The following is a 25,051-nucleotide window of genomic DNA, read 5'->3' as shown; positions in this document are numbered from 1 at the left end:
AGACGTAGCGCCGTGATCGGGCGGCTGCCGGGCCGTGCCCGGGCGCCACGGGGGCAGAGCGCAGGGTGATTGGATGAAACGGATCGTGGCGCTTGCCGACAAAGTTCGCGGTTCGCTTCTCGCCCGGAACACGATCGTCTACACATTCAACTTCGGCATGCAGCTGGTCATCCAGTTCGGCTACTTCATGCTGCTGTCCCGCTATCTCGGCTCATCCGAATACGGTGTCTTCGTCGCGCTTTCGAGCATCAACGGCATCGGCGTGCTGCTGGTGGGGCTGGGCAGCGACCATGTGATGATCCAGCGCGTCGCCGTCGATCCGGCGAGCTTTTCGCGCTCCCTCGGCCACAGCGTCGCGATGTCCGCCCTGACGGTGCCGATCATCGCCGTCCTTGCCGCCGTCATCGGCCATTATCTCGTGGGCGACCATGTGCACGTCGCCTCGCTCCTCGCCTTCGTCGTGGCCCATCTCGTCTTCGGCCGCATCGTCGCCGTCTGCGCCAGCGCGTTCATGGCCTTCGACCGGGCAAAGCTGCAACTGCTCGTCAATGTCGGCCTTGCGGTGCTGCGCGCGCTCTTCCTGGTGGCGGCGATCCTCTACCAGAAGGACCTGACGCTCGACGACTGGGCCTGGTGGTATCTTGCGGCCTCGGCGCTGGGCGCCCTGGTGGCCATGGCGCTGGTAGCCGTCGTCTGCGGCCTGCCCTCCCCGGGCGTGATCCGCGCGGACATCTCGCTCGGCCTGCAATATTGCCTGGAGTTCGTGGCGATCGGCAGCGTCGCCGATATCGACAAGCCGGCCGTCGCCCAGACGCTCGGCCCCGACATTGCCGGCCAGTATGCCGCGGGCTTCAAGATCGTCGATGCGGCATCGGCGCCGATCCGCGCCCTGCTCTACGCGACCTATACGCGCCACTTCCGCAACGCATCCGCCAGTGCCACCGAAAGCGTGCGCTTCGGCCTGCGTCTCGTTCCGTTTTCCCTGGTGATCTCGATTCCGATCGCGATCTTCCTCTATTTCGTGGCCGACTACATCCCCTATCTCATCGGCCACGATTTCGACGGCACGCCGGAGATCATTCAACTGCTGGCGCTTTATCCGCTGCTGATGGGCCTGTCGGGCATCGGCGCCGATATCCTGCGGGCGGTGGGCAAGCAGAAGCTGCGCATCACCCTGCTCATCCTCACGGCCCTCATCATGGTGCCGGCGATCATGGCAGGCGCCTCGCTTGGCGGCCTGCTGGGCGCGGGGCTTGCCCGTCTCGCCGTACAGGTCTCCCTCGTCGGCGCGACCTGGATGTTCCTGGCGAAGGACAGGACCGTCTAGAGCACCGCCGTAAGGCCCGTCATTACACCCGATCTTAAGCTTTGCCCGGCACAACGGATGGATGATGCATCTTTAAATCGTGCGCCGGAGGGACGGAATGTCCGCGCGCCCGGTCAAGCCGACATCCGCGATGGCACGGTCCCGCGGGTCGCCTTCGGCGCGACGCGGCGTTGCGCAGCGGTGGACTGGGGACGAGACACGCAATGTCGGCAAACGCCAACAACGGCGCGGCCACCGCCGCGGAAAGAACATCCGAAGCCGGTGAGGCCGCCTGCCCCGTCGCCTTTTCAGGCCTTCCGGGGCTCTTCAAGCCTGCATCGGGCGCATCGCCGGCGCGCGATGTCGCGGTTCTCTTCCTCAGCCCCTGGGGAATTGACGAATTGTGCACCCGGCGCTTCTTCCGCATCACCGCCGAGGTGCTGGCCGAAGCCGGCGTCGCGAGCCTGCGCTTCGATTATCCCGGCACCGCCAATGCGCTCGATGCCCCCGATGCCGTCATCGACGTCGATTGCTGGGTGGAGGCCGCCCGTGCGGGGGTCGAGGCCGTACGCCGTTTCTCCGGCGCGGACAACGTCGTCCTGCTCGGCTTCGGCCTCGGCGCGGCGATCGCGCTCAAGGCAAGCCCCCATGTGGAAAACCTTGCCGGCCTCGCGCTGCTCGCACCCGTCGTCGCCGGCCGGCGTTACCTGCGGGAGCTCTCCGTCTGGTCGGCCGTCGTCGACGAGGGGGTGGGCGTCGCCCCGCATATGCGCGATACCGCGCCCGGCACGATCGCCGGGCTGACGATGCCGCAGGGCATCGTCGACACGCTCGCGACGCTCAATGCCGACGCCTTCGACGACAACCCGGCCGGGCAGATCTTCTTCGCCGCGCGGCCCGACAACACGGCGGACCGCCAGTTGCGCGACCGGCTGGCGAAAGGCGAGGCGGCGATCCGGGACTTCACCTTCCGCGGCTATGACAAGCTGGTCTCCAATCCGCTCGGGCAGGAAATCCCGGCCGACTTTCTCGAAGCCTTCCCGGACTGGCTGAAAGGCCTTGCCGCCTTCGAGGCGCCCGCCCGCCATCCCCCGAGGCTTCCGGCCGGCCCGGCCGTCCTCACCGTCGGCGCAGTGCGCGAGACGGCCCAGCGCTTCGGGCCCGGCGGACGGCTCATCGGAACGCTCACCGAGCCCATGGAGGGCGACACGGGCACGACGGCCGTGCTGCTGACCACCGGCTACGACCACCAGGGCGGCTGGGCGCGCTCGGGCGTCGACCTCGCCCGCCATCTCGCCCGGAAGGGCGTCGCCTCGTTCCGCTTCGACAGCGCCGGCGTCGGCGACAGCCCGCCCGTGCCCGGCCGCCGCGCGCAGGTTCTCTACGATGAACCGCAGATCGCCGACATGGCATCGGTGCGGCAATATCTCGACGGCATCGGCAGGACGGGCCCGGCCATTCTCTTCGGGCGTTGCAGCGGGGCCTATGTCGCCTTCCGCGCGGCGGCGCAGGACGAGCGGTGGGCCGCGTGCATCTCCGTCAATCCCTATGCGTTCCGCTGGTTGAAACCGCCGAGCGAGGCGATCGTCTCCAGCGCGCCCCGCGCCCTTGGCGACTATTCCCAGAAGGCGCTCCAGCTCGACACGTTCCGTCGCCTCGTCTCCGGCGACATCGACCTGCGCGCCGCCGCACGCAACATCGGCCAGCGCATCGCCCAGCGCCTGTCCAAGCGTCTCGCGCCGGTGCTCGGCCCGCTTCTGGCAACCGAGCGGCTCGAGCGGGCCGTCCACGGCGACTTTCGTGCCCTGTCGCAGCGGCCGGGCCGGACATGCCTCGTCTACAGCGTCGACGATCCGGGCCTCGACAATTTCCATGTCCATTTCGGCAGGCAGGCGGAGGGGCTGGCCGCCTACCCCAATATCGAGCTCCATATCCTGCCGGATACCGACCACAACGTGACCCCGCGGGCGAGCAGGGAACGGCTCTTCCACATCGTCGAACAGGCGGCGGCATCGCTTTCGCGCACCCGCTGAACGGTCGCATCGAAAGACCGGCCGGCAGCATGCGAACTGTTTACCTTGTTTGGCTTCAGGAGCCGCCAGGCCCCGGCGCACGCGCCTGCGTTTAGCCTTTCTGAAGGAGTCGGGACTAGAGACTGGCATCACGGAACAGGATCGCCACGCAGGATATGCTCAAGCTACGCGCCATAGGCCATGACGGATTGGACGCCGCCTCGGACCTTCTCACGAAGGGCTTTCCGTCACGCACGCGCGACTTCTGGCGGCGGGGGCTGAAGCGGCTTCTCGACCATGAGGGCACGGCCGGCGGCGGGCCGATCGGTAACTTCCTGATGGCGGGCGAGACCCCTATCGGCATCCTCCTGACGATCGCGAGAAGCGACGAAGGGACCGGGCGGAAGGTGATCAACCTTTCCAGCTGGTATGTCGAGGAAAGCCACCGCTGGTATGCGCCGCGCATGCTGCTGGCGGCCATGTCGGACAGCCGGGCGACCTACACGGACCTGACGCCCTCGAAGGCCGCGACCGAGCTCAACAACCGCCTCGGCTTCCGCACGATCGACTACGACCTGCCGCTGTTTGCCCTTCCCTGGCTGGCCATCGCCGGCCGCAGGCGGGGCAGGCTCGTGGCGCTCGACGCGGTGCCGGCGGGCGCCATTGCCGAGGCGCTGATGCGCGACCTCAGGGCGCATCGGGACCTCGGCTGCATCGTGACGGTGATCGAGAGCGGCGGGCGCCACCATCCCGTCGTCTTCGACGTCATCCGCAAGAAGCGCATTCCGCTCGCCCGGGTGATCTACGCCGAAAGCAGCGATCTCGTCACCGACAACCTGGCGATCCTGGCCCGCCTGCTGCTCCGGCATGGCGTGCCGCTGCTCTGCCTGCAATTGCCGCGCGGCCGGCATGTCCCCCATGCCTGGCGCTGGAAAAGCGGGCTGCGCTACCAGGTCAAGGGCGAATGGGACGAGCGGATCATCGATGAACTCTACTCCGAACGCGTGCTGCTCAAGGTTTAGCCGCGACCGGTCTTCACGAAGGGAAAAGCCATGCTGGACAATGTGACTGCCGCCCCGGACATCGAGGCAGAAATCTACGGCTACATCACCAAGCGCTTTCCCGCGCTTGCGCCGGTGACGCCGGATACGCCGCTGCTCGACGGGGCCATCGATTCCCTGGGCTTCCTCGAACTGATCATGTTCCTCGGCGAACGCTTCGGCATTTCGATGGAGGACGACGGTTTCGACTTCCAGGAACTGGGAACGCCGGCAAGCCTCGTCAACTTCGTTTCGCGGGCGCGGACGTGATCAAGGCCCCTGTCCTCCTCCATCACCTGCTCGCCCCCCACCGGCAAAGCGACAGGCCTGCGCTGATCGACGGCGACCGGCAGCTCGACTACCGCGCCTTTCATGGCGAGGTCGAGCGTTTCGCCTCGGCGCTGCGGCACGCCGGCCTGGAGCGCGGGGACCGCGCCGCCATCTTCCTGCCGCGCGGCCTCGAGGAATGCATCGCCATCTTCGCCGTCAGCCGGGCGATGGGCGTCTTCGTTCCGATCAACGCGCTGCTGCGCGGCCAGCAGATCAGCCATATCGTGGCCGATTGCGCGGCGCGTGTCGTGATCACCAACCGGGACCTCGCGCCGATGGTCGCCGCGAGCCTGGAGGGTGTTTTCGAGACGCGCATCCTTCTCGTCGAGGAGATGGCGGAGGCAGAGCCCGCCGCGTTGCGCGACGACAATATCGGGGAGGACCTTGCGGCGATCCTCTATACGTCCGGCTCCACAGGACGACCGAAAGGCGTGATGCTGTCGCATCGCAACCTCCTGGCGGGCGCCCGCATCGTTCGCACCTATCTCGCCATCACGCCGGACGAGCGCATCCTCTCCGTCCTGCCGTTCAGCTTCGACTACGGCCTGAACCAGCTTCTGACGGCGGTGGAGCAAGGCGCGCTGACGGTCATCCTGACCTTCCGCTTCGGCGACGAGATCGTGCGGGCGCTGCGCGACCACAGGATCACCGGCCTTGCCGGTGTACCCACCATCTGGGCGATCCTGACCAAGGCCTCGCCACTCCTGCACAAGACGGAACTGCCGCATCTGCGCTACGTCACCAATTCCGGCGGTGCGGTTCCCTCGCAGACGGTCGCCAACCTGCGCAGGATGCTGCCGGCGACGAATGTCATCCTGATGTACGGCCTGACGGAGGCCTTCCGCTCGACCTACCTGCCGCCAGAGGAACTCGACCGCCGCCCCACCTCGATCGGCAAGGCCATCCCGGAATGCGAGATCTTCATCGTGACAGAGGACGGCCGCCGCGCGAAACCGGGCGAACCCGGCATTCTCGTCCACCGCGGACCCACCGTCTCGCTCGGCTACTGGAATCGGCCGGAGGAAACCGCGCGGGTGCTGAAGCAGAACCCCTTCCGATCCAGGGACCAGGGCGGCGACATCGTCTGCTATTCGGGCGATCTGGCGGTGGAGGACGAGGACGGCTTCTTCAGCTTCATCGGCCGTAACGATGCGATGATCAAGTCCTCGGGCTATCGCATCAGCCCTTCCGAGGTGGAAGAGGCGATCATGGCGACCGGGCGCTTCCGCCAGGTCGCCGTCATCGGCCTGCCGGACGACTTTGCCGGACAGAAGGTCCATGCGGTGGCGGTCGCCCTGGAACCGGATGTCGAGACCGCACCCGTCTTGCAGGCGGTCGCCGGCACGCTCGCCGCCTACATGGTGCCGCGTGACCTGGAGCTCGTCGAAACGCTGCCGGTGACGCCGAACGGCAAGGTGGACTACCGGCAACTCGTCAGGGAGCGCGCGAACAATGGCTGATCCGGCAGGCAAGGCGACAAACCACGGCTATGCGCTGGCAAGGCAGCTTTTCGACATCCGCGGCGACGACCTCCATGTCGGCGGCCTTGCGGTCCGCGAGATCGTCTCGCGCATCGGCTCGCCCGCCTACATCTATGACGGCGGCGGCATGCGGCGGGCCTATCGCCGGCTTGCCGCGGCGCTCGACGGCTTCGCCTCCATCTACTATTCGGTGAAGGCCAATCCGGCGCGCAGCGTCATCCGGCTCTTCGTCGAGGAGGGCGCCGGTGTCGAGATCGCCTCGCTCGGCGAATATCGCGCGGCGATCGCCGCAGGCGCGGCACCCGGGCGGATCCTCTTTGCCGGACCCGGCAAGCGCCGCGCGGAACTGGAAGCGGTGATCGAGGGCGGCATCGGCGAGATCCATATCGAGGGTCTCGACGAGATCGAGCGGATCCGCGCGATCGGCAAGCGCGTCCATGCCTCCATCCGCATCAATCCGGTTCCGGACGTGCAGGTCGGAGCCATGCGGATGGGCGGCAAGGCGACGGCCTTCGGCTTCGACGAGGAAGACCTCGACGCGGCGATCGCCGCGGTGACGGCCGCGCCGAACATCGACCTCGTCGGCATCCACGTCTACGGCGGCACGCAGATCCTCGATGCCGAGGCGCTGATCGGCGGCTGGCGGCACGCCATCGACCTTGCGGCGCGTGTCGCCCGCACGACCGGCAGGCCGCTGCACACCGTCGACCTCGGCGGCGGCCTCGGCATCCCCTACTATGCCAACGACAAGCCGCTCGACCTCGACGCCGTGGCCGCGGCCGTTCCGGAGCTGACGGCGCGGATGCGCGCCGAGCCCCTGCTGGCCGATGCCCGCGCCATCGTCGAGCCCGGCCGGTTCCTCACCGGCGAAGCCGGCCTCTATGTCAGCGAGATCAACGCGCTCAAGACCTCCCGCGGCGTGCGCTTCCTCGTGCTGGATGGCGGGATGAATCACCATCTGGCAGCCTCCGGCAATCTCGGCCAGGTCATCAAGCGCAACTACCCCGTCGTCGCGCCGGCGCGCATGACGGCCGAGCCGGACCAGCCCGCAACCGTGGTCGGCCCGCTCTGCACGCCGCTCGACACGCTCGCCCGCGACACCGGCCTGCCGGAACTGCGCGCTGGGGACCTCGTCGCCGTCCTGCAGTCCGGCGCCTACGGCCTGACGGCGAGCCCGGTGAATTTCCTCTCCCATCCGCAGCCTGCCGAAGCGCTCGTGGAAGAGGGCACAATCGAAACAATAGACCGATTCCGCTCGATGGATGTTTTACCGAACCGCGAGGAGACGTAACATGATAACGAGGAATTATAAGCGCTTCAAAAGAATGCTGACCGAAGATTTCCAGGTCTATCTGAAGGCTTCGGACAAGAAACCAATTCCGCAGCAGGTTTCCGAGATCTATCGACTCTACACGCTGTACGGCTACCTCCCCTATCAATACCTGAAACACAGCCTCTATCTCAGGCGGTTCGGCAAGGAGATCTACCGGTATTTCCCGACGGAGCTCCTGCACATAGCGCGCGACACGGCGAATGCGGCGGCGGACCCGACGATCGTCGAGGACAAGCTGCTCTTCGAGACCACTATCCGCGCGGCCGGTCTGGGAACGACCAACACCCTCTTCCGGCTGCGGCGCGATGCCATCAGCGACATGGCCGGCAAACCGGTTTCCCATGACGACTTCGTCCGGGCGATCGACGCCATGAACCTTCCCGACGGCATCATCGTCAAGCCGCTCACGGGGGGCTCGGGCAGCGCCGTGTTCAAGCTGCGCACCCGCGACGGCCGCCTGCTGCACAAGGACGAGGTGCTTGACCAGGCCCGGTTCAACCACCTCGTCTTCAACACCAACAACGGCTTCCACTGGACGGACTTCATCGTCCAGGAAACGATCGACCAGCATCCGGAGCTGGCCCGGTTCAACCCGACCTCCGTCAATACGGTGCGCATCGATACCTTCGTCGACGCGGCGGGAACCGTCCATTTCAATACCGCCGCGCTCAAGGTGGGCATGCCCGGCAGCATCATCGACAATTCCGGCATCGGCGGCTACATGATCGCCGTCGATATCGAAACCGGCCGCCTCATGACGGGCGCCAAGCGCGAGCCGAAATACGGCGGCCAGTATTACGATATCCGCTCGACCTTCGGCATCGACCCCGCGACATTCACCATGCCGTTCTGGCGCGACGTCCGCGAGGCGGTGCGGCGGGCCGCCCAGACGCTCGCGCCTTTCCGGTCGCTGGGTTGGGACGTCGCCATCACCCCTTCTGGCCCCCTTATCATCGAAGCCAATGCCGACTACGGCATAGAAGTCCTGCAGGAGCTTGCAGGCGGGTATGTCGACAAGGCGCTCGGCCAGTCCTATCTCGACCGCCATCCGGCCAGAAAGGAACGCATCCTCGAAGCCCTGCAATAGTACACCAGCAGAAACGGGGGATGTGAAGGGACAGGTTCAGATATTCTTTAGATCTCTCCCGGAGAATTCGGGAGCGCATTGGGGCAGCACGATTGCCGGGGGGCAGGACATGGTATTGAAGTTGATACTGGCGTCGATGGTGGGGGTGGCGATACGCACGCGCTATTCCGAGATCACGTCGGCGAAGGGGATCGTCACCGCCGCGCTCGACGAGCTTGAAATGGCGCCTGCGCCGATCGAGCCCTCATGGATCATCGCAGGCAACCCGGAGGCGCGCCTTTCTCTTCACTCGCGTTCCGCCGACCAGCAGGCGACGACCGCCATATGGGACTGTACGGCCGGCACCTTCCGCTGGTATTTCGGATGGGACGAAACGGTCCTCATCCTGGACGGCGAGGTGCGGGTCACCGGCGAGGACGGCGCCGAGCGCGTGCTGAAGGAGGGCGACATCGCCTATTTCCCGGCAGGGTCCTCGGCGGTCTGGCACATCGACGACTATGTCCGCAAGATCGCATTCGGCCGCCGCGAATTTCCCGGCTCCGTCAACATGGCATTGAAACTGCGGGAGAAATTCCGCCGATAGACAGCAGGCCCTTCCCCATCGAAGCCGGCTGCGCCGTCCTTCCATCCGTTCAGAGGTATTCATGGTCGACATCACGGTTGCCGGCATCGGTTATGTCGGCCTTTCCAATGCCGTGCTTCTCGCACAGCACAACGACGTCCTTGCCTATGACATCAGCGAACAGCGCGTGGCCAAATTGAATGCGCGCGTCTCGCCGATCGTCGATGCGGAGATCGAGACCTATCTGCGCACGCAGCCCCTGCGGCTGAGGGCAACGGCGGACAAGGCCGAAGCCTTCGCCAAGGCCGATTTCGTGGTGGTGGCGACGCCGACGAACTACGATCCGCACAGCAACTATTTCGACACGAGCAGCGTCGAGGCCGTCATCGAGGACGTGCGGCGCGTCAACGCCGGCGCCACCATCGTCATCAAGTCGACCGTGCCCGTCGGCTATACGCAATCATTGCAGGCGGCGCGCGACGATCAACGCATCCTCTTCTCGCCCGAATTCCTGCGTGAGGGCAAGGCGCTCCACGACAACCTCCATCCCTCCCGCATCGTGATGGGGGGTGACACGCCCGAGGCCCGCCGGTTCGCGGGCCTGCTCCAGGAAGGAGCGATCAAAAAGGACATCCCCCTGCTGTTCACCGGCTCCGGGGAGGCCGAAGCGATCAAGCTTTTCGCCAACACCTATCTCGCCATGCGGGTCGCCTATTTCAACGAGCTCGATTCCTATGCCATGACGCATGGCATCGACACGCGCCAGGTCATCGAGGGGGTCGGGCTCGATCCGCGCATCGGCACGCACTACAACAACCCTTCGTTCGGCTATGGCGGCTATTGCCTGCCGAAAGACACGAAGCAGCTGCTCGCCAACTTCAGCGAAGTGCCGCAGAACCTCATCCGGGCCATCGTGGACGCCAATACGACACGCAAGGATTTCCTGGCCGACGACATCGTCGCGCGCAACCCCGAGGTGGTGGGCGTCTACCGCCTCGCCATGAAGAAGGATTCGGACAATTTCCGCGCCTCCTCCATCCAGGGCATCATAAAGCGCATCAAGGCAAAGGGTATCCCGGTCATCGTCTACGAGCCGGATTTCGAGGGGGACACGTTCTTCCGCTCCGAAGTCGTGCGCGATCTCGCCGACCTCAAACGCCGCGCCGACCTCATCATCGCCAATCGCCTCGCCGAAGAACTCGAAGACGTCCGGGACAAAATCTACACGCGCGACGTGTTCGGGGCGGACTGAGGCAGTCCGCGATCATCGCATCTGGAACGGAAAATCAGCCGACGAGGCCGAAGACCACGGCGCCGACGAAGAGAAAGGCACCGGTAATGACGATCTGGTTCACGAGGGCCTGCTGCCTGGCGCGGCGGGCCCTGCGGTCGTTGGCGATGCCGAAGGGCAGATAACCGGGGCGGCCTTCGAGTTTGGCGTTGCTCATCCATCATCCCTTGTTGTGAAGGCTCTCTTCAGTCGGCCTTCGGGTGCGGACGATCATGTCCGTCCCGTTTTCTGAGGAGAGTTATATATTATCCCTATAAGATTGATAGAGTATATTTTCTCATTTTCGCCGCAATCGTAAATTCGCTTTTCACCCTCCCGGGGCTGCGTCTTCCGCCGGGAACGGGGCCTTCGTTGCCGGGTTGCCGTCCCCTCGGTTCTGGGCCATAACTCCCCTCCCACCGATCCGGAGGCCAACCGTCATTGCGAGCGTTGCGGGCCGTGCGTGAACACCGCGCCACGGCAGATTCCCCCCGCGCCCGTGACGACCCCGGCACGGGAAACAACAATGCGGACCGATCAAAAAGGAGAACGCATCATGGGCGCAACGGGACATCCAGGCACAGCATGGCGCAAGCGCGACTACCATCGCCAGTGGCTTTGGCGCGAAGCGAACCGCCTCTTCGATTTCTTCCAGAACCGGGCCTTCAATCCGCTCGGCGGGTTTCATGAACTCGATGCCGAAGGCCGGCCGCTCAACCCCGGAAACCCCGTGCGCGGTATTCATTCCACCGCACGCATGGTGCACTGCTTTGCCATCGGTAGCCTGCTCGGACGTCCCGGCTCCGACGATATCGTCGACCACGGCATGAAATACCTTTGGGAAAAGCACCGGGACGCGGAGCGCGGCGGCTATCACTGGTCGCTCGACAATGCCGGCCTGCTCGATGCCAGCAAGCAGGGTTACGGCCATGCCTTCGTGCTGCTGGCCGCCTCCAGCGCCAAGGTCGCCGGCCATCCGGATGCCGACCGCATGATCGCCGACGTCACCGAGGTTCTGGAAAAGCGTTTCTGGGAAGGCAAGCACGGCGCGATCGCGGAGGAATTCGAGGCGGACTGGACGGCGGTGCCCGGTTATCGCGGCCAGAATTCCAACATGCACCTGACGGAAGCCCTGATGGCCGCCTACGAGGCGACCGGCGAGAAGACCTATCTCGACAAGGCGGAAAGCGTCGCCGACCTCATCATCCGCCGCCGCGCCGGCGAAAACGGTTTCCGCGTGCCGGAACATTTCGACGAGAACTGGGTGCTGGACAAAGAGTACCGTGGCAACGAGATGTTCCGCCCCTCCGGCACCACGCCCGGCCATTGGCTGGAATGGGCGCGCCTCATCCTTCAACTCCACGCCCTCGGCGGCAGGAGACACGACTGGATGCCGGAGGCGGCGAAAGCCCTCTTCGCCCAGTCCATCGCGCTCGGCTGGGACAAGGAGAAGGGCGGCTTCTTCTATACGCTCGACTGGAACGACGAACCGGTCAACCGGAGCAAGCTATGGTGGCCGATGGCCGAGGGCGCGGGCGCGGCGGCATTCCTTTGCGAGCACCTGCCGGGCGACTTCCACGAGACCTGGTACCGGAAAATCTGGGACGCCATCGCGCGCCATTTCCTTGATCAGGACCGCGGCGGCTGGCATGAAGAGCTGACGGAAGATCTTGCGCCGAGCTATACCCTGTTCGCCGGCAAGGGAGACATCTATCATGCGCTCCAGGCCTGCCTGATCCCGCTCTATCCGGCGACGGGCAGCCTGACGAAGGGCATCGCCGAGGCTGGCGGCCGCTAGAGCAATTCCAGCAGAAGTGCGCAGCGGTCTTGCGTCCGGAAATCGCGTAAAAGGGGCCGCCCACCCCTGCTCTACGGCGGCGGGCAGACGGGAGCCGAATGATCGACATACCGGACCAGATCTCGACCATATGGATCGCCGCCGCCATGGCGGCGTTCCTCGTCAAACACTTCCTGGCGGACTTCGTTTTCCAGACGGACTGGATCGCCATGGGCAAGGAGCAGCGAGAGGGCTGGTTGCTGCCGCTTGCGATCCATGCGGGCCTGCACGGCGCCATTACCGCCCTGCTGTTTCTCCTCGTTGCGCCGCCGCTCGCCTGGCTCGGCCTTGCCGACGCCCTCGTGCACGGTACGATCGACCGGATGAAAGGCGTCATGGCCCGCCGCCAGGCACTCACTCCAAAGCAGACGGGCTTCTGGTGGCTTCTCGGCGCGGACCAGACGCTGCATCACATGACGCACCTCGCCCTTGCCGTCGTTCTCGCCGCCGCCGGCTCCGCCGGATAGGACGCCGTCGTCAGGCCGCCGCGCTGGTGCGTCCGGCCGGCAGGGCCTCGCGCAACAGCAGGTCCGTCAGGGCGAACTTGTCCGCGAACCAGCGGTCCGCCGCATGCCACATGGCCGGCGTCAGCCGGATGTCGTGGCCGCCGCGCGCCGTGGTGGTCAGGAGGCCGGCATCGCGCGCCGCCTCGACGATGCGGCGGACATGGGTGCGCGACACGCCCGTCTGCATGGCAAGCCGCTGGTAGCCGGAGCCGATGACGGCATCGCCGCCGTCCCGGCCGCCCCGCAAAAGAAGCAGCAGGATCATATAGCCGCAATCATGGGCGAAGAACGGCGCCAGCGGCAGATGGCGGCGGATGAGCCGGCTGAGGCCCGGCAGATGCGGCAGCGTCGCCCGGCGCATGGCACGGTGCAGATCCGGCTCCAGCGGCCCGCTCCGCCCCTCCGTCGGCGAAAGCCCGAGCGCCGACAAACCATCGACGAGAAGACCGAGAATGCCGGCATCGCGCGCCAGAAGGGCCGCGCTCGGAACGAGCAGCCGCACGCGCCGGTCCGATGCATGCGGCTGCTGCGTGAGGAAACCGTATTTGCGCAGACAGGAAACCTGGGCCTCGACCCGGTTGCGGCTCGCCACGCCGAGTTCCGTGACCTCGCGCTGGAGCCGCCCGAGCGTCAGCCAGGTGGAGGATCGCCCCATGTCCTGGCCCGCATGCAGCGAAAGCGCGGCGAGATAACAGAGGAACCGGCCCTCCTCCAGGATAAGCCGGTTGAAGAGGTGGTTGCCCTCATAGAGGGCGAGCTTGCCGGCCACCAGCCGGTCCCGCGCCGCGGCAAAACCCGGCGCATTCAGGAATTCGAACGGCGGCACCTGGAAGACCAGCGCGCTGTCGGCAAAGGAAACCTGATCCATACCTCTTCCTCGATCCGGAACGATGCGCCCGCCGTCGTGTTTGCCGCAGCACCGCGGGCCCGAATGGACCCTTTATTTTCCATGGGGTTGCAGCCCGATGAAACTGTCAATTGTATTAGGAATGCCAATGGTCATTATGAGACAGTAGGCCAAAAGAATGAGACGCCGTGCCAAGCCTGCAAATCCGGCACGACGGCGAATTTCCGGGAACCTTCGCCCGTTCCGCCTCTTGGATAGGCAAGACCGCCCGTTACCGAACCGCCGCGAGAGAGAATGAGCCCCGCCGCCAAGTTGCCCTCCAACTCCGTCCTTGCCGAAGCCGGCGCGCACTGTCGCCGGGAAAGCCAGCTCTTTGCCGAAACGCTCGACCCCGTCTTCCGCACGACCATGACGACGCCGGAGCGGATCGACGATTTCCGAGCCAGCCTCTCCACCTACTTCATGGGCCCTGCCCTGTTCTTCGCCGCCGAAATGCTCGGCACGACCTATCGCTTCGCGCGCGACCCCGGCCGCATCGCCCGCAGCGGCCTCGACCTCATCTTCGTGCAGGTGACGCTCGATGGCTGCGACCGGCGCACGGTCGCCGGCGAGACGGTGCTGGTGGAGGCGGGCGACATCTCCCTCTTCGACCTGTCGCGCCCCATGCAGGCAGAGACGCAGCATTGCCGCAATCTCACGCTCGTGCTGCCGCGCCACCTGCTCTTCGCCAAGGAGGCGCAGAACGACGCCCTGCACGGCCTGCTCCTCAAGCGCTCGACGAGCACGGCCCGGCTGGTCGGCAGCCACCTGCGCGCCCTTTTCACGGACCTCACGGACATCACCCCGGCCGAGGCGCCGGCCATCGTCACCGCCACAGCCAATCTCGTCACCAATCTCGTCGGCCCGCAGGTCGCCGAGCGGAGCCAGCCCTCGCCCACGGTGCGCGGCGCCGTCATCATGGAAATCCGTCGCTACATCGAACAGAACATCGCCCTGCCGGATCTCGGGCCGGACCACCTGTGCAAGATGTTCGGCCTGTCGCGCGCCTCGCTCTACCGGCTGTTCGAGCCGATCGGCGGCGTCACCGACCATATCCGCACCCGGCGCCTGCGCGCCGCCTTCGACATGCTGGCGAACGAGCGCAAACGCACGGTCGGCGAGATCGCCTATGCCTGCGGCTTCTCCGATACGTCCGCCTTTTCCCGCGCCTTCCGCCACCAGTTCGGCATGAGCCCGAGCGAGGTGCGCGAGATGGGCGACCGCAGCGCGCTGCCGAAGGGCTCCGCGGAAAAGCAGGCGGCCGCCTCCGTGCACGACTGGCTGCGCATCGTCAGCGCGCTGTAGCTTCTCCGGCAGGCATCTTGTCGTTTGACACTTGAAATCACATCAACCAATATGTGATCACATTTCTTGAGGACTTTCTGGAGAACGGGATGGAGAGGGCGAACCTGGAGGCGCGCGCCCGCGCGCTCATCGAGGCGGAGGCAGAGGTTTTTCGCGCGCGGCGGCCGCGTTCGGCGGCGGCACATGGCGAGGCGACATCCGGTTTCTTCGACGGCGTGCCGCAGCACTGGATGCTCGACTGGCCGACGCCCTTCCCCCTCGTCGTCGATGAGGCCAGCGGGGCGGAGCTCGTCGATCTTGACGGCAACCGCATCGTCGACGTTTGCCTCGGCGATACCGGCGCCATGTTCGGCCACGGCCCCGCCCCGGTTCTCGAAGCCCTGAAGAATGCCGGCACGCGCGGCCTCACCACAATGCTGCCCTCCTCCGACGCCGCAGCGGTCGGCCGCCTGCTGGTGGAGCGCTTCGGCCTGCCGCGCTGGCAGCTCGGCGCTACCGCCAGCGACGCCAACCGCTTCGCCATCCGCGTCGCCCGCGCCGTCACCGGCCGGGCGAAACTTCTCGTCTTCGACGGCTGCTACCATGGCGCGGTGGACGACACGCTGGTGGATCTCGTCGATGGCAGGACCGTTTCCCGCCGCAACCTGCTCGGCCAGGTGCGCGATCTCGGCGAGCTCACCGTCTCGATTCCGTTCAACGACGAAGCGGCGCTGGAAAAGGCGCTCGCCGGACACGACATCGCCTGCGTGCTCGCCGAGCCCGTCATGACGAACTGCGGCATGATCCCGCCCGCCCCCGGCTTCCATGCCGCGCTGCGGCGCCTGACACACGCGGCCGGCACGCTGCTGCTCATCGACGAGACGCACACCATCTCCACGGGCCTCGGCGGCTACACCAAGGTGCACGGCCTCGAACCGGACCTCATGGTGATGGGCAAGCCGATCGGCGGCGGCGTGCCGGTCAGCGTCTGGGGCATGACCCAGGCGATCTCCGACAGGCTGCACGTCATCCGCCGCGAGCAGAGCGGCCACGGCCATTCCGGCATCGGCACGACGCTGTCGGGCAGCGCGCTGCAGCTCGCCTGCCTGCGCGCCTGCCTCGAACAGGTGATGACCGAGGAGGCCTATCGCATCATGCAGGCGCGCGCCGACCGCATCGAGGCCGGCTTCAAGGCGGCCATCGCCGCCGCGGGCCTCGACTGGACCGTCGCGCGCGTCGGCGCGCGGCTGGAGGTTGTCTTCTCACCGGTCCCCGTGCGCAACGCCGCGGAGGCGCGTGCCGCCGCGTCGGACACGATCGAGGCGGCCCTGCATCTTTCCATGCTGAACCTCGGCTACCTACTGACGCCCTTCCACAACATGGTGCTCGTCAGCCCCGCCCTTTCGGAACGGCAGGCCGATGGTCTCGTGGCGGCCTTCGCGACCGTCACCGGACGCCTTGCGGAACGGAGGGCCGCCGCGTGAGCCGCGACCTCGCCACCCGCCCGCCGGAGGCCGCCGACATTTCGGAAGCCGAAGCGTTCCTTGCCGCGCATCCCGAAATCATCGCCTTCGACCTCGTCCTGATCGACCTCAACGGCATCGCGCGCGGCAAGATCATCCGGCGGCACGAGCTGCTGGCGATCTTCCGCTCCGGCCGTCACCTGCCCGGCTCGATCCTCGGCCTCGACGTGACGGGCGAGGACGTGGAGGAAACCGGCCTCGTCTGGTCGGATGGCGATGCGGACCGGCGCGCCTGGCCGGTTGCCGGCTCGCTCGTTCCCCTGCCCTGGACTTCTCCGCCGCGCGGCGAACTGCGCCTCGCCCTCTTCGAGCTCGACGGCACGCCGATGGCGGCCGACCCGCGCCATGCGCTGGCCCGCCAGGTGAGGCATCTGGAGGCAGACGGTTTTCACCCCGTGCTCGCCTACGAGCTGGAATTCTACCTGCTCGACCGCGAGCGCGCGGCCGATGGCACCTTCCAGCCGCTGCGCCTGCCGCTTTCCGGCGAACGGCCGGATGGCATCCAGGTCTATGGCGTCACCGAGCTCGACCGGCTGGAGCCCTTCATCGACGCCGTCTATCGCGGCGCGGAGGCACAGGGCCTGCCCGTCGAGACGATGATCTCGGAATATGCGCAGGGCCAGTTCGAGCTGACGCTGCGCCACGGTGCGGCGCTGCGCGCCGCCGACGACCTTGCCATGCTGAAGCGCCTCCTGTGCGCCCTCGCCGTCCGCCACGGCATGATGGCCTGCTTCATGGCAAAGCCTTTCGCCGGCCGTGCCGGCTCCGGCATGCATGTGCATGCGAGCCTTGCCGATGCCAATGGTACGAACCGTTTCGCCGACCAGGGCGACGCGCTCTCGCCCCTCCTGAAACAGGCCGTCGCCGGACTGCTGGAAACGATGCACGAATCCATGCTCGTCTTCGCCCCGCATCTCAATTCCTGGCGCCGCTTCTCCGCCCAGAGCTATGCGCCGACGATGCCGACCTGGGGCACCAACAACCGCAGCGTCGCGGTGCGTATCCCCGCCGGCTCCCCCGCCGGGCGCCATCTGGAACAGCGCGCCGCCGGCATCGATTCCAACCCCTATCTCGTCGGCGCCGCCGTGCTTGCCGGCATGCGCAAGGGCATTGTCGACCGGGCCGACCCCGGCCCCGAAACCACGGCCTATGCGGAGAATGCCGGCGACGCGCTGCCGCCGGACTGGCGCAGCGCCATCGAGACCGCCGCCCGCTCCGCCTTCCTGAAGGAGGCGCTCGGCGAGCGGCTGCACCACGTCTTCCTCGCCCTCAAGCGCGCCGAATACCGCCGCTTCGCCGCGGAAGTCACCGCGCTCGAACGCACGCTCTATGGTGAAGTCGTCTGATCATGAAAACCTTCTATACCGCCGACCATCACCTACATCACAGCGGCATGGAACTGTCCTTCGGCCGCATCGTCGAGACCTTCGAGAAGCCGGAACGTGCCGAAATCGTTCTCAGGCGCGTCAAGGAGGTCGGCCTCGGCCCGGTGATCGAGCCCCCCGCCTACGACCGCGCGGCCATCGAGCGTGTCCACACGCCAGACTATCTCGATTTCCTGCAGAACGTCTTTGCCGAATGGCGCGCCGCCGGCCGCGACGGCGAGGTCTGGCCCTATAGCTGGCGTCACCGCTCGATGCCGATGCTCGACGCCCCGCCGGCCAGCCTCGATGCGCGGCTTTCCTACTATTCCTTCGACATGGCGGGCTCGATCACCGAGACCACCTGGCAGGCCGCCAGGCGCGCCGCCGACACGGCGCTTGCCGGCGCCGATGCCGTGCTGTCCGGCGAACGCGCCGCCTTCGCGCTCTGCCGCCCGCCCGGCCACCATGCCGGCCGCGATTTCTTCGGCGGCTACTGCTATCTCAACAATGCCGCCATCGCCGCCCAGCGCTTCCTCGACAACGGCCACGCCCGCGTCGCGATCTTCGACGTCGACTACCACCATGGCAACGGCACGCAGGAGATCTTCTACGACCGCGACAACGTACTGCTGGCGAGCCTGCACGGCGACCCGGATTTCGAGTTTCCCTTCCACCTCGGCTATGCCCGCGAGCGCGGGGCCGGCCGGGGCGAGGGCTTCAACCTCAACTATCCCCTCCCCGCCGGCACCGGCTGGCTCGAATGGCAGGCCGCCTTCGAGGATGCGCATGCACGGATCGGCGCCTACGCCCCGACCGCCCTCGTCATCTCGCTCGGCGTCGATGCATTCAAGGAAGACCCGATCTCGCAGTTCAAGCTGGAAAGCGAGCATTTCCTCACCATCGGCCGCCGCATCGCCGACTTTGCCCTCCCGACACTCTTCGTCATGGAAGGCGGCTACGCGGTGGACGCCCTCGGCATCAACGCGGTGAATGTCCTGCAGGGGTTCGAGGGCGCCTGACAGTCAAAAGGTGTCTGGCCATTCCCCCGCGCCATGCTGCACGAAGAGAACGTCGATTCGGGTTTCCAGCACACGATAGGCGACGATATAGGGTGTCCCCGGCACGACGAGCTCTCGCGTTCCCGCGATCTCGCCGGGCCGCCCGATGAAGGGATTGTCGGTCAGCAGGCGCCGGGTGCGGCTGTGGATAGCCGTTACGGTGCGCGCTGCAGCGGCAGGATTGCGCTCGGCGATGTAGTCGCCTATCGCCTCAAGCTCCCGAAGATAACGGCGGGTCCAGACGACCTTCGCCATCGGCGATCAGCGCGCCGCATATTTGTTGAGGACGAGCGCGATCTCGTCCTCGCTCGCAAAGTCGCCGCGCTCCGCATCGGCAAGCCCTGCCTCGACGCCCTCGATCCATTTTTCCTGCCAGGCAAGCGAGCGGCCATGCGCCAGCGCATCCTCGATGATCTGCCCGCGGGTCAAGGACGACCGTGCCGCCAGCGCATCGATGCGGCGATCAAGGTCCTTGGAAATGTCGTCACGCTTGGCCATGCCGCATTCTCGCATGAACCCTGCTGCCCCGCCAGCCCCGCTCAAAGATCGGTGTGCAGGTTCTTCCGCGACAGGTTCTTCACGTCGCGTTCGCCGCAGAGCGCCAGGGTGACGTCGAGTTCCTTGCGGATGATCTCGAGCGCGCGGCGCACGCCCGCCTTGCCGCCGGCGCCGAGGCCGTAGAGGAAGGGGCGGCCGATATAGGTGCCCTTGGCGCCGTAGCAGAGCGCCTTGAGGACATCCTGGCCGGAGCGGATGCCGCCGTCGAGATGAACCTCCATCCTGTCGCCGACGGCATCGACGATGCGCGGCAGCATGCTGATCGAGGAAGCGGCGCCGTCGAGCTGGCGGCCGCCATGGTTGGAGACGATGATGGCGTCGGCGCCGCTGTCGAGCGACATGCGCGCGTCCTCCTCGTCGAGGATGCCCTTGAGGATGAGCTTGCCGCCCCAGCGGTCGCGGATCCATGCGATGTCCTTCCAGGACAGCTGCGGGTCGAACTGTTCCGAGGTCCAGGAGGAGAGCGAGGAGAGGTCCGTCACGCCCTTGGCGTGGCCGACGATGTTGCCGAAGGTGCGGCGCTTCGTGCCGAGCATGTCGAGGCACCAGAACGGCCGTGTCGCCATCTGCCAGACGTGTTTCGGCGTGAAGCGCGGTGGGGCGGAGAGGCCGTTGCGCAGGTCCTTGTGGCGCTGGCCGAGGATCTGCAGGTCGAGCGTCAGCACCAGCGCCGAGCAGCCGGCCGCCTTGGCCCGGTCGATGAGGTTATGGACGAAATCCTTGTCCTGCATCACGTAGAGCTGGAACCAGAAGGGTTTCGACGTGACGGAGCGCACGTCCTCGATCGAGCAGATGCTCATGGTGGACAGCGTGAAGGGCACGCCGGCCTCCTCCGCCGCCTGCGCGGCGAGCATCTCGCCATCGGCATGCTGCATGCCGGTGAGCCCGGTCGGTGCGAGCGCGACGGGCATCGATACCGGCTCGCCGATCATCTCGCTGGCCAGCGAGCGGTTGGTCATGTCGACGAGCACGCGCTGGCGCAGCTTGACCTTGTGGAAATCGTCCTCGTTGGCCCGGTAGGTGCCCTCCGTCCAGGCGCCGGAATCCGCGTAGTCGAAGAACATCTTCGGCACGCGGCGGCGCGCCCGGTCCTTGAGGTCCGCGATCGTCAGGGCCTGGTCTACGCTCATGCTGTCTGTCCTCGCATCATCCGGCTTTTCGGGATCGCATTCTTTTACGAGGGGGCGCACAGGCCTGCAACGGCTTCCTGCCGGTTTCGGCAGGAAAGATGCATCCCCATATGAATGAGATATTCAGGAATAAGGAATGGTGCGGCGGCGCTGTCAATGCGCATTTCCTGGCCGGCAGCCGGAGCCGCAAGGAAAATCGCCCTACCGGCAGACCGGGAGGGCAATCGCATATGGAATGCAGTCATCGCCCCAGCTCCCTTCTCCCCCGGGGGGAGAAGGTGCCGGCAGGCGGATGAGGGCGAGGTCGAAGGCGTAAAGGATTTGTCCGAGCCACCCCCTCATCCGGCCCTTCGAGCCACCTTCTCCCCCCGGGGGAGAAGGGGTTACGGCATCGTCTTGCCCCACATGCGATTGCCCTGCGGTAGGCCAGGAGGCCGAAAGCTTACTTGGTGGCGTAGAACTTCGCCATGTCGGGCAGGCGCTTGACGCGGATGCCGGAGGCCTTGCCGGCGGTGCGGAAGGCTTCGAAGCGCTCCTTGCAGACGTCCGCCATCAGGGCGGTCGCCGGCTTGAGGTAGTTGCGCGGGTCGAAATTGTCCGGCTTCTCCTTGAAGTTCTTGCGGATGGTGCCGGTCATGGCAAGGCGCAGGTCCGTGTCGATATTGACCTTGCGCACGCCGAGCGGGATGGCCTTCTGGATCTCGGCGACCGGCACGCCCCAGGTCTGCTTCATCTCGCCGCCATAGGCGGTGAAGAGATCCTGCAGGTCCTGCGGAACGGAGGAGGAGCCGTGCATGACGAGATGCGTGTTCGGCAGCTTCTTGTTGATCTTCGCGATCGTGTCGATCGACAGGATGTCGCCGTCCGGCGCGCGGGTGAACTTGTAGGCGCCGTGGCTGGTGCCGATGGCGACGGCCAGCGCGTCGACGCCGGTCCTGGAGACGAAGTCGAGCGCCTGGTCCGGGTCGGTCAGCAGTTCCTCGCGGGAAAGCTTGCCCTCGAAGCCGTGGCCGTCTTCCTTGTCGCCGGCACCCGTTTCCAGGTTGCCGAGACAGCCAAGCTCACCTTCGACCGAAACGCCGGCCGCGTGCGCGATCTTCACGACCTCCGCCGTCACGTCGACATTGTATTCGTAGCTGGCGACGGTCTTGCCATCGGCGAGCAGCGAGCCGTCCATCATGACGGAGGTGAAGCCGTTGGTGATGGCCGAGATGCAGGTGGAGGGCTGGTCGCCGTGGTCGAGGTGAAGGCAGACCGGGATATGCGGATATTCCTCGGCCGCGCCGAGGATCAGGTGGCGCAGGAAAGCATCGCCCGCGTAGGCGCGCGCACCGCGGCTCGCCTGCAGGATCACCGGAGAATCCGTCGCATCCGCCGCGCGCATGACCGCCTGGATATATTCCAGGTTGTTGACGTTGAATGCGGGCAGTGCGTAGTCGTTCTCCGCTGCGTGATCGAGCAGTTGCCGCATGGTGATCAATGCCATTCCTGTCCTCCTTCGGATGCCGGTTTCTCGGGTCGGCGGCACTATTCACAGATCGTTCCGCCATATGCAACAGGCCGGAAAGACCCTATTCCAAGCCAAATCGATTAAATGTGACAGGCGCAACAAATTTCCCGTGGACATGACGAAAATCCGGCCCGCGCTGGCGGGCCGGATCAAGAAATGCGTTGCGATTCAAATAAGTAGGACAAATGCCCGGCGACTGGGCAATCGCCGCCGGCGCAACTGTCACTCGTCGTCGCTCGGCTCGGGCGCCTGGAAGCTGCCGCGCTCGCCGGAGATGATCTCGCGCTTGCCGACATGGTTGGCGGGGCCGACGAGGCCTTCCTTCTCCATGCGCTCGACGAGGGAGGCGGCGCGGTTGTAGCCGACGGCAAGCCGCCGCTGGATATAGGAGGTCGAGCACTTGCGGTCGCGCATCACGACCTTGACGGCCTTTTCGTAAAGGTCGTCGCCGTCTTCCGCCGCGATATCGCCCTTGTCGAACACAGCGCCGCCGGCCGCCGGCTTCTCGTCCTCTTCTTCCTCTTCCTCGGCCGTCACGGTCTCCAGATATTCCGGGCGACCCTGGGCCTTCAGGTGCAACACGACCTTTTCGACCTCCTCGTCTGAGACGAAGGGACCGTGCACGCGGGAAATGCGCCCGCCGCCGGCCATGTGCAGCATGTCGCCCTGGCCGAGCAGCTGTTCGGCGCCCTGCTCGCCGAGGATGGTGCGGCTGTCGATCTTCGACGTCACCTGGAAGGAAATGCGCGTCGGGAAGTTGGCCTTGATCGTGCCCGTGATGACGTCGACCGAGGGGCGCTGCGTCGCCATGATCAGGTGGATGCCGGCGGCACGCGCCATCTGGGCGAGCCGCTGGATCGCGCCTTCGATCTCCTTGCCGGCGACCATCATCAGGTCGGCCATCTCGTCGACGATGACGACGATATAGGGCATCGGATCGAGGGCAAGCTCCTGCTCCTCGTGGATCGCCTCGCCGGTTCCCTTGTCGAAGCCGGTCTGGACGCTGATCGAGATCGTCTCGCCCTTGTCGCGCGCGGCGGCCACGCGGTTGTTGTAACCGTCGATGTTGCGCACGCCGAGGCGGGACATCTTCCGGTAACGGTCCTCCATCTCGCGCACCGCCCATTTCAGCGCCATGACGGCCTTCTTGGGATCGGTGACGACGGGGGTCAGCAGGTGCGGGATGCCGTCATAGATCGACAGTTCCAGCATCTTGGGGTCGACCATGATCAGGCGGCACTCTTCCGGGCGGAAGCGGTAGAGCAGCGACAGGATCATCGTGTTGATGGCGACGGACTTGCCCGAGCCGGTGGTGCCGGCGACGAGCAGATGCGGCATCTTGGCGAGTTCCGCGATGACGGGTTCGCCGCCGATGGTCTTGCCGAGGCAGATCGGCAGCTTGAAGCCGGTCTTGGCGAAATCCTGGCTCTCGATCATCTCGCGGAAATAGACGGTCTCGCGGGTCGCATTCGGCAGTTCGATGCCGATGACGTTGCGGCCGGGCACGACCGCGACGCGAGCAGACAGCGCCGACATGGAGCGGGCGATATCGTCGGCAAGGCCGATGACGCGGGAGGATTTGACGCCGGGCGCGGGCTCGAATTCATAGAGGGTGACGACCGGGCCGGGGCGGACATGGATGATCTCGCCGCGCACGCCGAAATCCTCCAGCACGCTTTCGAGGAGGCCGGCATTCTGCTCCAGCTGTTCCTGGGTCAGCACGTAGCCGACGGTGCCCGGAGGCTCCTGCAGGAGTTCGCGCGCCGGATATTCGTAGGCATCGCCAGCCGGCGTCGCCATCATGACCTGGAACGGCCGGGCGCGCGACAGCACCGAGGACGGGGTTTCGCGCACGGGCTCGACAGCCGCAACCGGGGTGACGGCCGGCGTGACGGCAACCGGGCCGGGCTGGACCTCGGCGACGACCGGAACGGGTTCAGCGACCGTCTCGACGACCGGGGTCGCGACGACCGCCACGGGCTCCGCCTTCACCTCGGCAACAGGAGCAAGTTCGACCGCCGCAGTCCGGGCAACGGCCGGGCGGCATTCGACGACGCGGAAGAGCGAGGCGATGGAGGGGACTTCCTGACGCACCCCCGGAACCGCGACGGGCTTCGGCACGGCCACGGCGGCCGGCGCGGGAACGGGCGCCGGCATGCGCACCACGGTGACGGCCGGCCTCGCCGGACGCTCGACCGCATCCTCGTCCGGCACCAGCGTTTCCCAGAAGGCGTGGTCGGAGAGGTTGGCAAAACGGCTGATTGCGGTACGCACGTCGGTCTTCTCGGCTGGCTTCGTGGTGGAAATGGCCGGTTTGGCGACGGGGACGACCGCCGCTGCGGCAACGGGTGCCGGCAGCGGGCCGGCCGGCTTGAACACGACGGCGGCATCGGCAGGCGTTCCGCTCGTGCCCGCATCGACCACGGCCTGCACCAGCGGCGGCACCGGCTCGACAATGGCTGCCGCTGCGGCAGCCTCGGCCTGCTGCGCTTCGGAGCGGCGGCGGCGCTCCTCCAGCGCCTCGCGCAGGCGCTGCAGCAGTTCCGTCTGGGAAAGCTGCGCCATCTCGGCGGGCTGAGCCGCCGGCTGGACGGCCTGCTCGACCGCCGGCTCGGCCTGCTGCATCTCTTCCGCGGCCGCCTCCTCGATCCTGGCGGCGACCTTGTCGGGGGTACGCGTGAAGCGGACATTCGGCGCCATGTAGAAATGGCTCTCCCAGCTTCCGTCGGCATACTGGCCGGGGTCGTAGCTCCGCAGCACCGGCGAGCGGAAACGCGGGCGATAGTCCTCGTCGTTGGCGACCGGCTCACCGGCCGCATGCCAATCGTCGGCCTGCGGGAGGGAATCCGGCAAGGCATTGTTTTCGCGGGAATAATACGGCGCTTGTTCGCCGGCTCCCTCTTCGGTTTCAAGGATGGGGTAGAAGTTTGTTCTGGAAATACGCATGAACCTGCAAACTCGACGATCATTGCCG

22 protein-coding genes are annotated in these 25,051 nt (G+C 66.3%); 15 read left to right on the top strand and 7 right to left on the bottom strand.

Features of this window, described 5'->3' with window-relative positions; genetic code table 11:
- The first annotated feature begins 73 nt into the window (after positions 1 to 73).
- The 9 genes from WMC41_RS25570 to WMC41_RS25530 all read left to right on the top strand — a co-directional run bounded on the left by WMC41_RS25570 (position 74) and on the right by WMC41_RS25530 (position 10,403).
- The gene (locus WMC41_RS25570; RefSeq protein WP_432348762.1) at positions 74 to 1,327 is read left to right on the top strand and encodes an oligosaccharide flippase family protein; all 1,254 of its coding nucleotides are present in this window, start codon (positions 74 to 76) and stop codon (positions 1,325 to 1,327) included.
- Positions 1,328 to 1,530: 203 nt separating this feature from the next.
- Positions 1,531 to 3,339 carry a serine aminopeptidase domain-containing protein gene (locus WMC41_RS25565; RefSeq protein WP_432348761.1) on the top strand — a complete coding sequence of 603 codons (1,809 nt, stop codon included), beginning with the start codon at positions 1,531 to 1,533 and terminating at the stop codon, positions 3,337 to 3,339.
- Between the two features lie 155 nt (positions 3,340 to 3,494).
- The gene (locus tag WMC41_RS25560) at positions 3,495 to 4,340 is read left to right on the top strand and encodes a hypothetical protein (protein ID WP_432348759.1); all 846 of its coding nucleotides are present in this window, start codon (positions 3,495 to 3,497) and stop codon (positions 4,338 to 4,340) included.
- Positions 4,341 to 4,370: 30 nt separating this feature from the next.
- The gene (locus tag WMC41_RS25555; protein WP_244766074.1) at positions 4,371 to 4,628 is read left to right on the top strand and encodes an acyl carrier protein; all 258 of its coding nucleotides are present in this window, start codon (positions 4,371 to 4,373) and stop codon (positions 4,626 to 4,628) included.
- Entirely contained in the window at positions 4,628 to 6,148 is a 1,521-nt protein-coding gene (locus tag WMC41_RS25550) for an AMP-binding protein (RefSeq protein ID WP_432349342.1), read from the top strand. The genes WMC41_RS25555 and WMC41_RS25550 overlap by 1 nt, the downstream gene beginning before the upstream one ends.
- The gene (locus WMC41_RS25545) at positions 6,141 to 7,460 is read left to right on the top strand and encodes a type III PLP-dependent enzyme (RefSeq protein ID WP_272808065.1); all 1,320 of its coding nucleotides are present in this window, start codon (positions 6,141 to 6,143) and stop codon (positions 7,458 to 7,460) included. The genes WMC41_RS25550 and WMC41_RS25545 overlap by 8 nt, the downstream gene beginning before the upstream one ends.
- A gap of 1 nt (position 7,461) precedes the next feature.
- Complete coding sequence (locus WMC41_RS25540) at positions 7,462 to 8,589, top strand: sugar-transfer associated ATP-grasp domain-containing protein (RefSeq protein ID WP_432348756.1); 1,128 nt, start codon at positions 7,462 to 7,464, stop codon at positions 8,587 to 8,589.
- A gap of 109 nt (positions 8,590 to 8,698) precedes the next feature.
- On the top strand, positions 8,699 to 9,172 hold the full coding sequence (locus tag WMC41_RS25535) for a cupin domain-containing protein (protein WP_432348754.1): 474 nt from the start codon (positions 8,699 to 8,701) through the stop codon (positions 9,170 to 9,172).
- Positions 9,173 to 9,233: 61 nt separating this feature from the next.
- A complete protein-coding gene (locus WMC41_RS25530; RefSeq protein ID WP_432348752.1) occupies positions 9,234 to 10,403 on the top strand; it encodes a nucleotide sugar dehydrogenase in 1,170 nt (389 codons plus the stop codon).
- A 34-nt stretch (positions 10,404 to 10,437) separates the two neighbouring features.
- Here the strand turns inward: WMC41_RS25530 and WMC41_RS25525 are convergent, their stop codons facing one another.
- Positions 10,438 to 10,599, bottom strand: a complete 162-nt coding sequence (locus WMC41_RS25525; RefSeq protein ID WP_244766069.1) for a hypothetical protein — start codon at positions 10,597 to 10,599, stop codon at positions 10,438 to 10,440.
- Positions 10,600 to 10,977: 378 nt separating this feature from the next.
- On the opposite strand from WMC41_RS25525, the gene WMC41_RS25520 reads away from it, so the two are divergent.
- Positions 10,978 to 12,219 (top strand): AGE family epimerase/isomerase, encoded by a 1,242-nt coding sequence (locus tag WMC41_RS25520; protein ID WP_272808062.1) that lies wholly within the window; start codon positions 10,978 to 10,980, stop codon positions 12,217 to 12,219.
- Positions 12,220 to 12,317: 98 nt separating this feature from the next.
- A complete protein-coding gene (locus tag WMC41_RS25515; protein WP_432348749.1) occupies positions 12,318 to 12,725 on the top strand; it encodes a DUF3307 domain-containing protein in 408 nt (135 codons plus the stop codon).
- Positions 12,726 to 12,735: 10 nt separating this feature from the next.
- Here WMC41_RS25515 and WMC41_RS25510 read toward each other — a convergent pair whose 3' ends face one another.
- Positions 12,736 to 13,632, bottom strand: coding sequence for a hypothetical protein (locus tag WMC41_RS25510; protein WP_432348747.1), 897 nt, complete (start codon positions 13,630 to 13,632; stop codon positions 12,736 to 12,738).
- A 273-nt stretch (positions 13,633 to 13,905) separates the two neighbouring features.
- Here WMC41_RS25510 and WMC41_RS25505 point away from each other — a divergent pair, with 273 nt between their 5' ends.
- From WMC41_RS25505 to WMC41_RS25490, 4 genes are all read left to right on the top strand, one after another.
- On the top strand, positions 13,906 to 14,955 hold the full coding sequence (locus WMC41_RS25505; protein ID WP_432348745.1) for a helix-turn-helix domain-containing protein: 1,050 nt from the start codon (positions 13,906 to 13,908) through the stop codon (positions 14,953 to 14,955).
- Positions 14,956 to 15,044: 89 nt separating this feature from the next.
- Complete coding sequence (locus WMC41_RS25500; protein WP_432348743.1) at positions 15,045 to 16,418, top strand: transaminase; 1,374 nt, start codon at positions 15,045 to 15,047, stop codon at positions 16,416 to 16,418.
- Positions 16,415 to 17,803 (top strand): glutamine synthetase family protein, encoded by a 1,389-nt coding sequence (locus tag WMC41_RS25495; RefSeq protein WP_432348742.1) that lies wholly within the window; start codon positions 16,415 to 16,417, stop codon positions 17,801 to 17,803. Before WMC41_RS25500 ends, WMC41_RS25495 begins: the two co-directional genes overlap by 4 nt.
- Before the next feature lie 2 nt (positions 17,804 to 17,805).
- Complete coding sequence (locus tag WMC41_RS25490) at positions 17,806 to 18,840, top strand: histone deacetylase family protein (RefSeq protein WP_432348741.1); 1,035 nt, start codon at positions 17,806 to 17,808, stop codon at positions 18,838 to 18,840.
- Positions 18,841 to 18,843: 3 nt separating this feature from the next.
- Here the strand turns inward: WMC41_RS25490 and WMC41_RS25485 are convergent, their stop codons facing one another.
- The 5 genes from WMC41_RS25485 to WMC41_RS25465 form a co-directional block, all read right to left on the bottom strand.
- The gene (locus WMC41_RS25485; protein WP_244766061.1) at positions 18,844 to 19,134 is read right to left on the bottom strand and encodes a type II toxin-antitoxin system RelE/ParE family toxin; all 291 of its coding nucleotides are present in this window, start codon (positions 19,132 to 19,134) and stop codon (positions 18,844 to 18,846) included.
- A gap of 6 nt (positions 19,135 to 19,140) precedes the next feature.
- Positions 19,141 to 19,377, bottom strand: a complete 237-nt coding sequence (locus tag WMC41_RS25480; RefSeq protein WP_244766060.1) for a CopG family ribbon-helix-helix protein — start codon at positions 19,375 to 19,377, stop codon at positions 19,141 to 19,143.
- A gap of 41 nt (positions 19,378 to 19,418) precedes the next feature.
- Complete coding sequence (locus WMC41_RS25475; protein WP_244766059.1) at positions 19,419 to 20,567, bottom strand: alpha-hydroxy acid oxidase; 1,149 nt, start codon at positions 20,565 to 20,567, stop codon at positions 19,419 to 19,421.
- Positions 20,568 to 21,009: 442 nt separating this feature from the next.
- A complete protein-coding gene (gene fba / locus WMC41_RS25470; RefSeq protein WP_272808054.1) occupies positions 21,010 to 22,053 on the bottom strand; it encodes a class II fructose-bisphosphate aldolase in 1,044 nt (347 codons plus the stop codon).
- A 246-nt stretch (positions 22,054 to 22,299) separates the two neighbouring features.
- Positions 22,300 to 25,023: a DNA translocase FtsK gene (locus tag WMC41_RS25465; protein ID WP_432348739.1), complete on the bottom strand. Its 2,724-nt coding sequence runs from the start codon at positions 25,021 to 25,023 to the stop codon at positions 22,300 to 22,302.
- Between the last annotated feature and the right edge of the window lie 28 nt (positions 25,024 to 25,051).

The organism is Shinella yambaruensis (assembly GCF_050859155.1).
Classification (GTDB): Bacteria; Pseudomonadota; Alphaproteobacteria; order Rhizobiales; family Rhizobiaceae; genus Shinella; species Shinella yambaruensis.
This window is presented reverse-complemented; position numbering and strand designations above follow the sequence as displayed.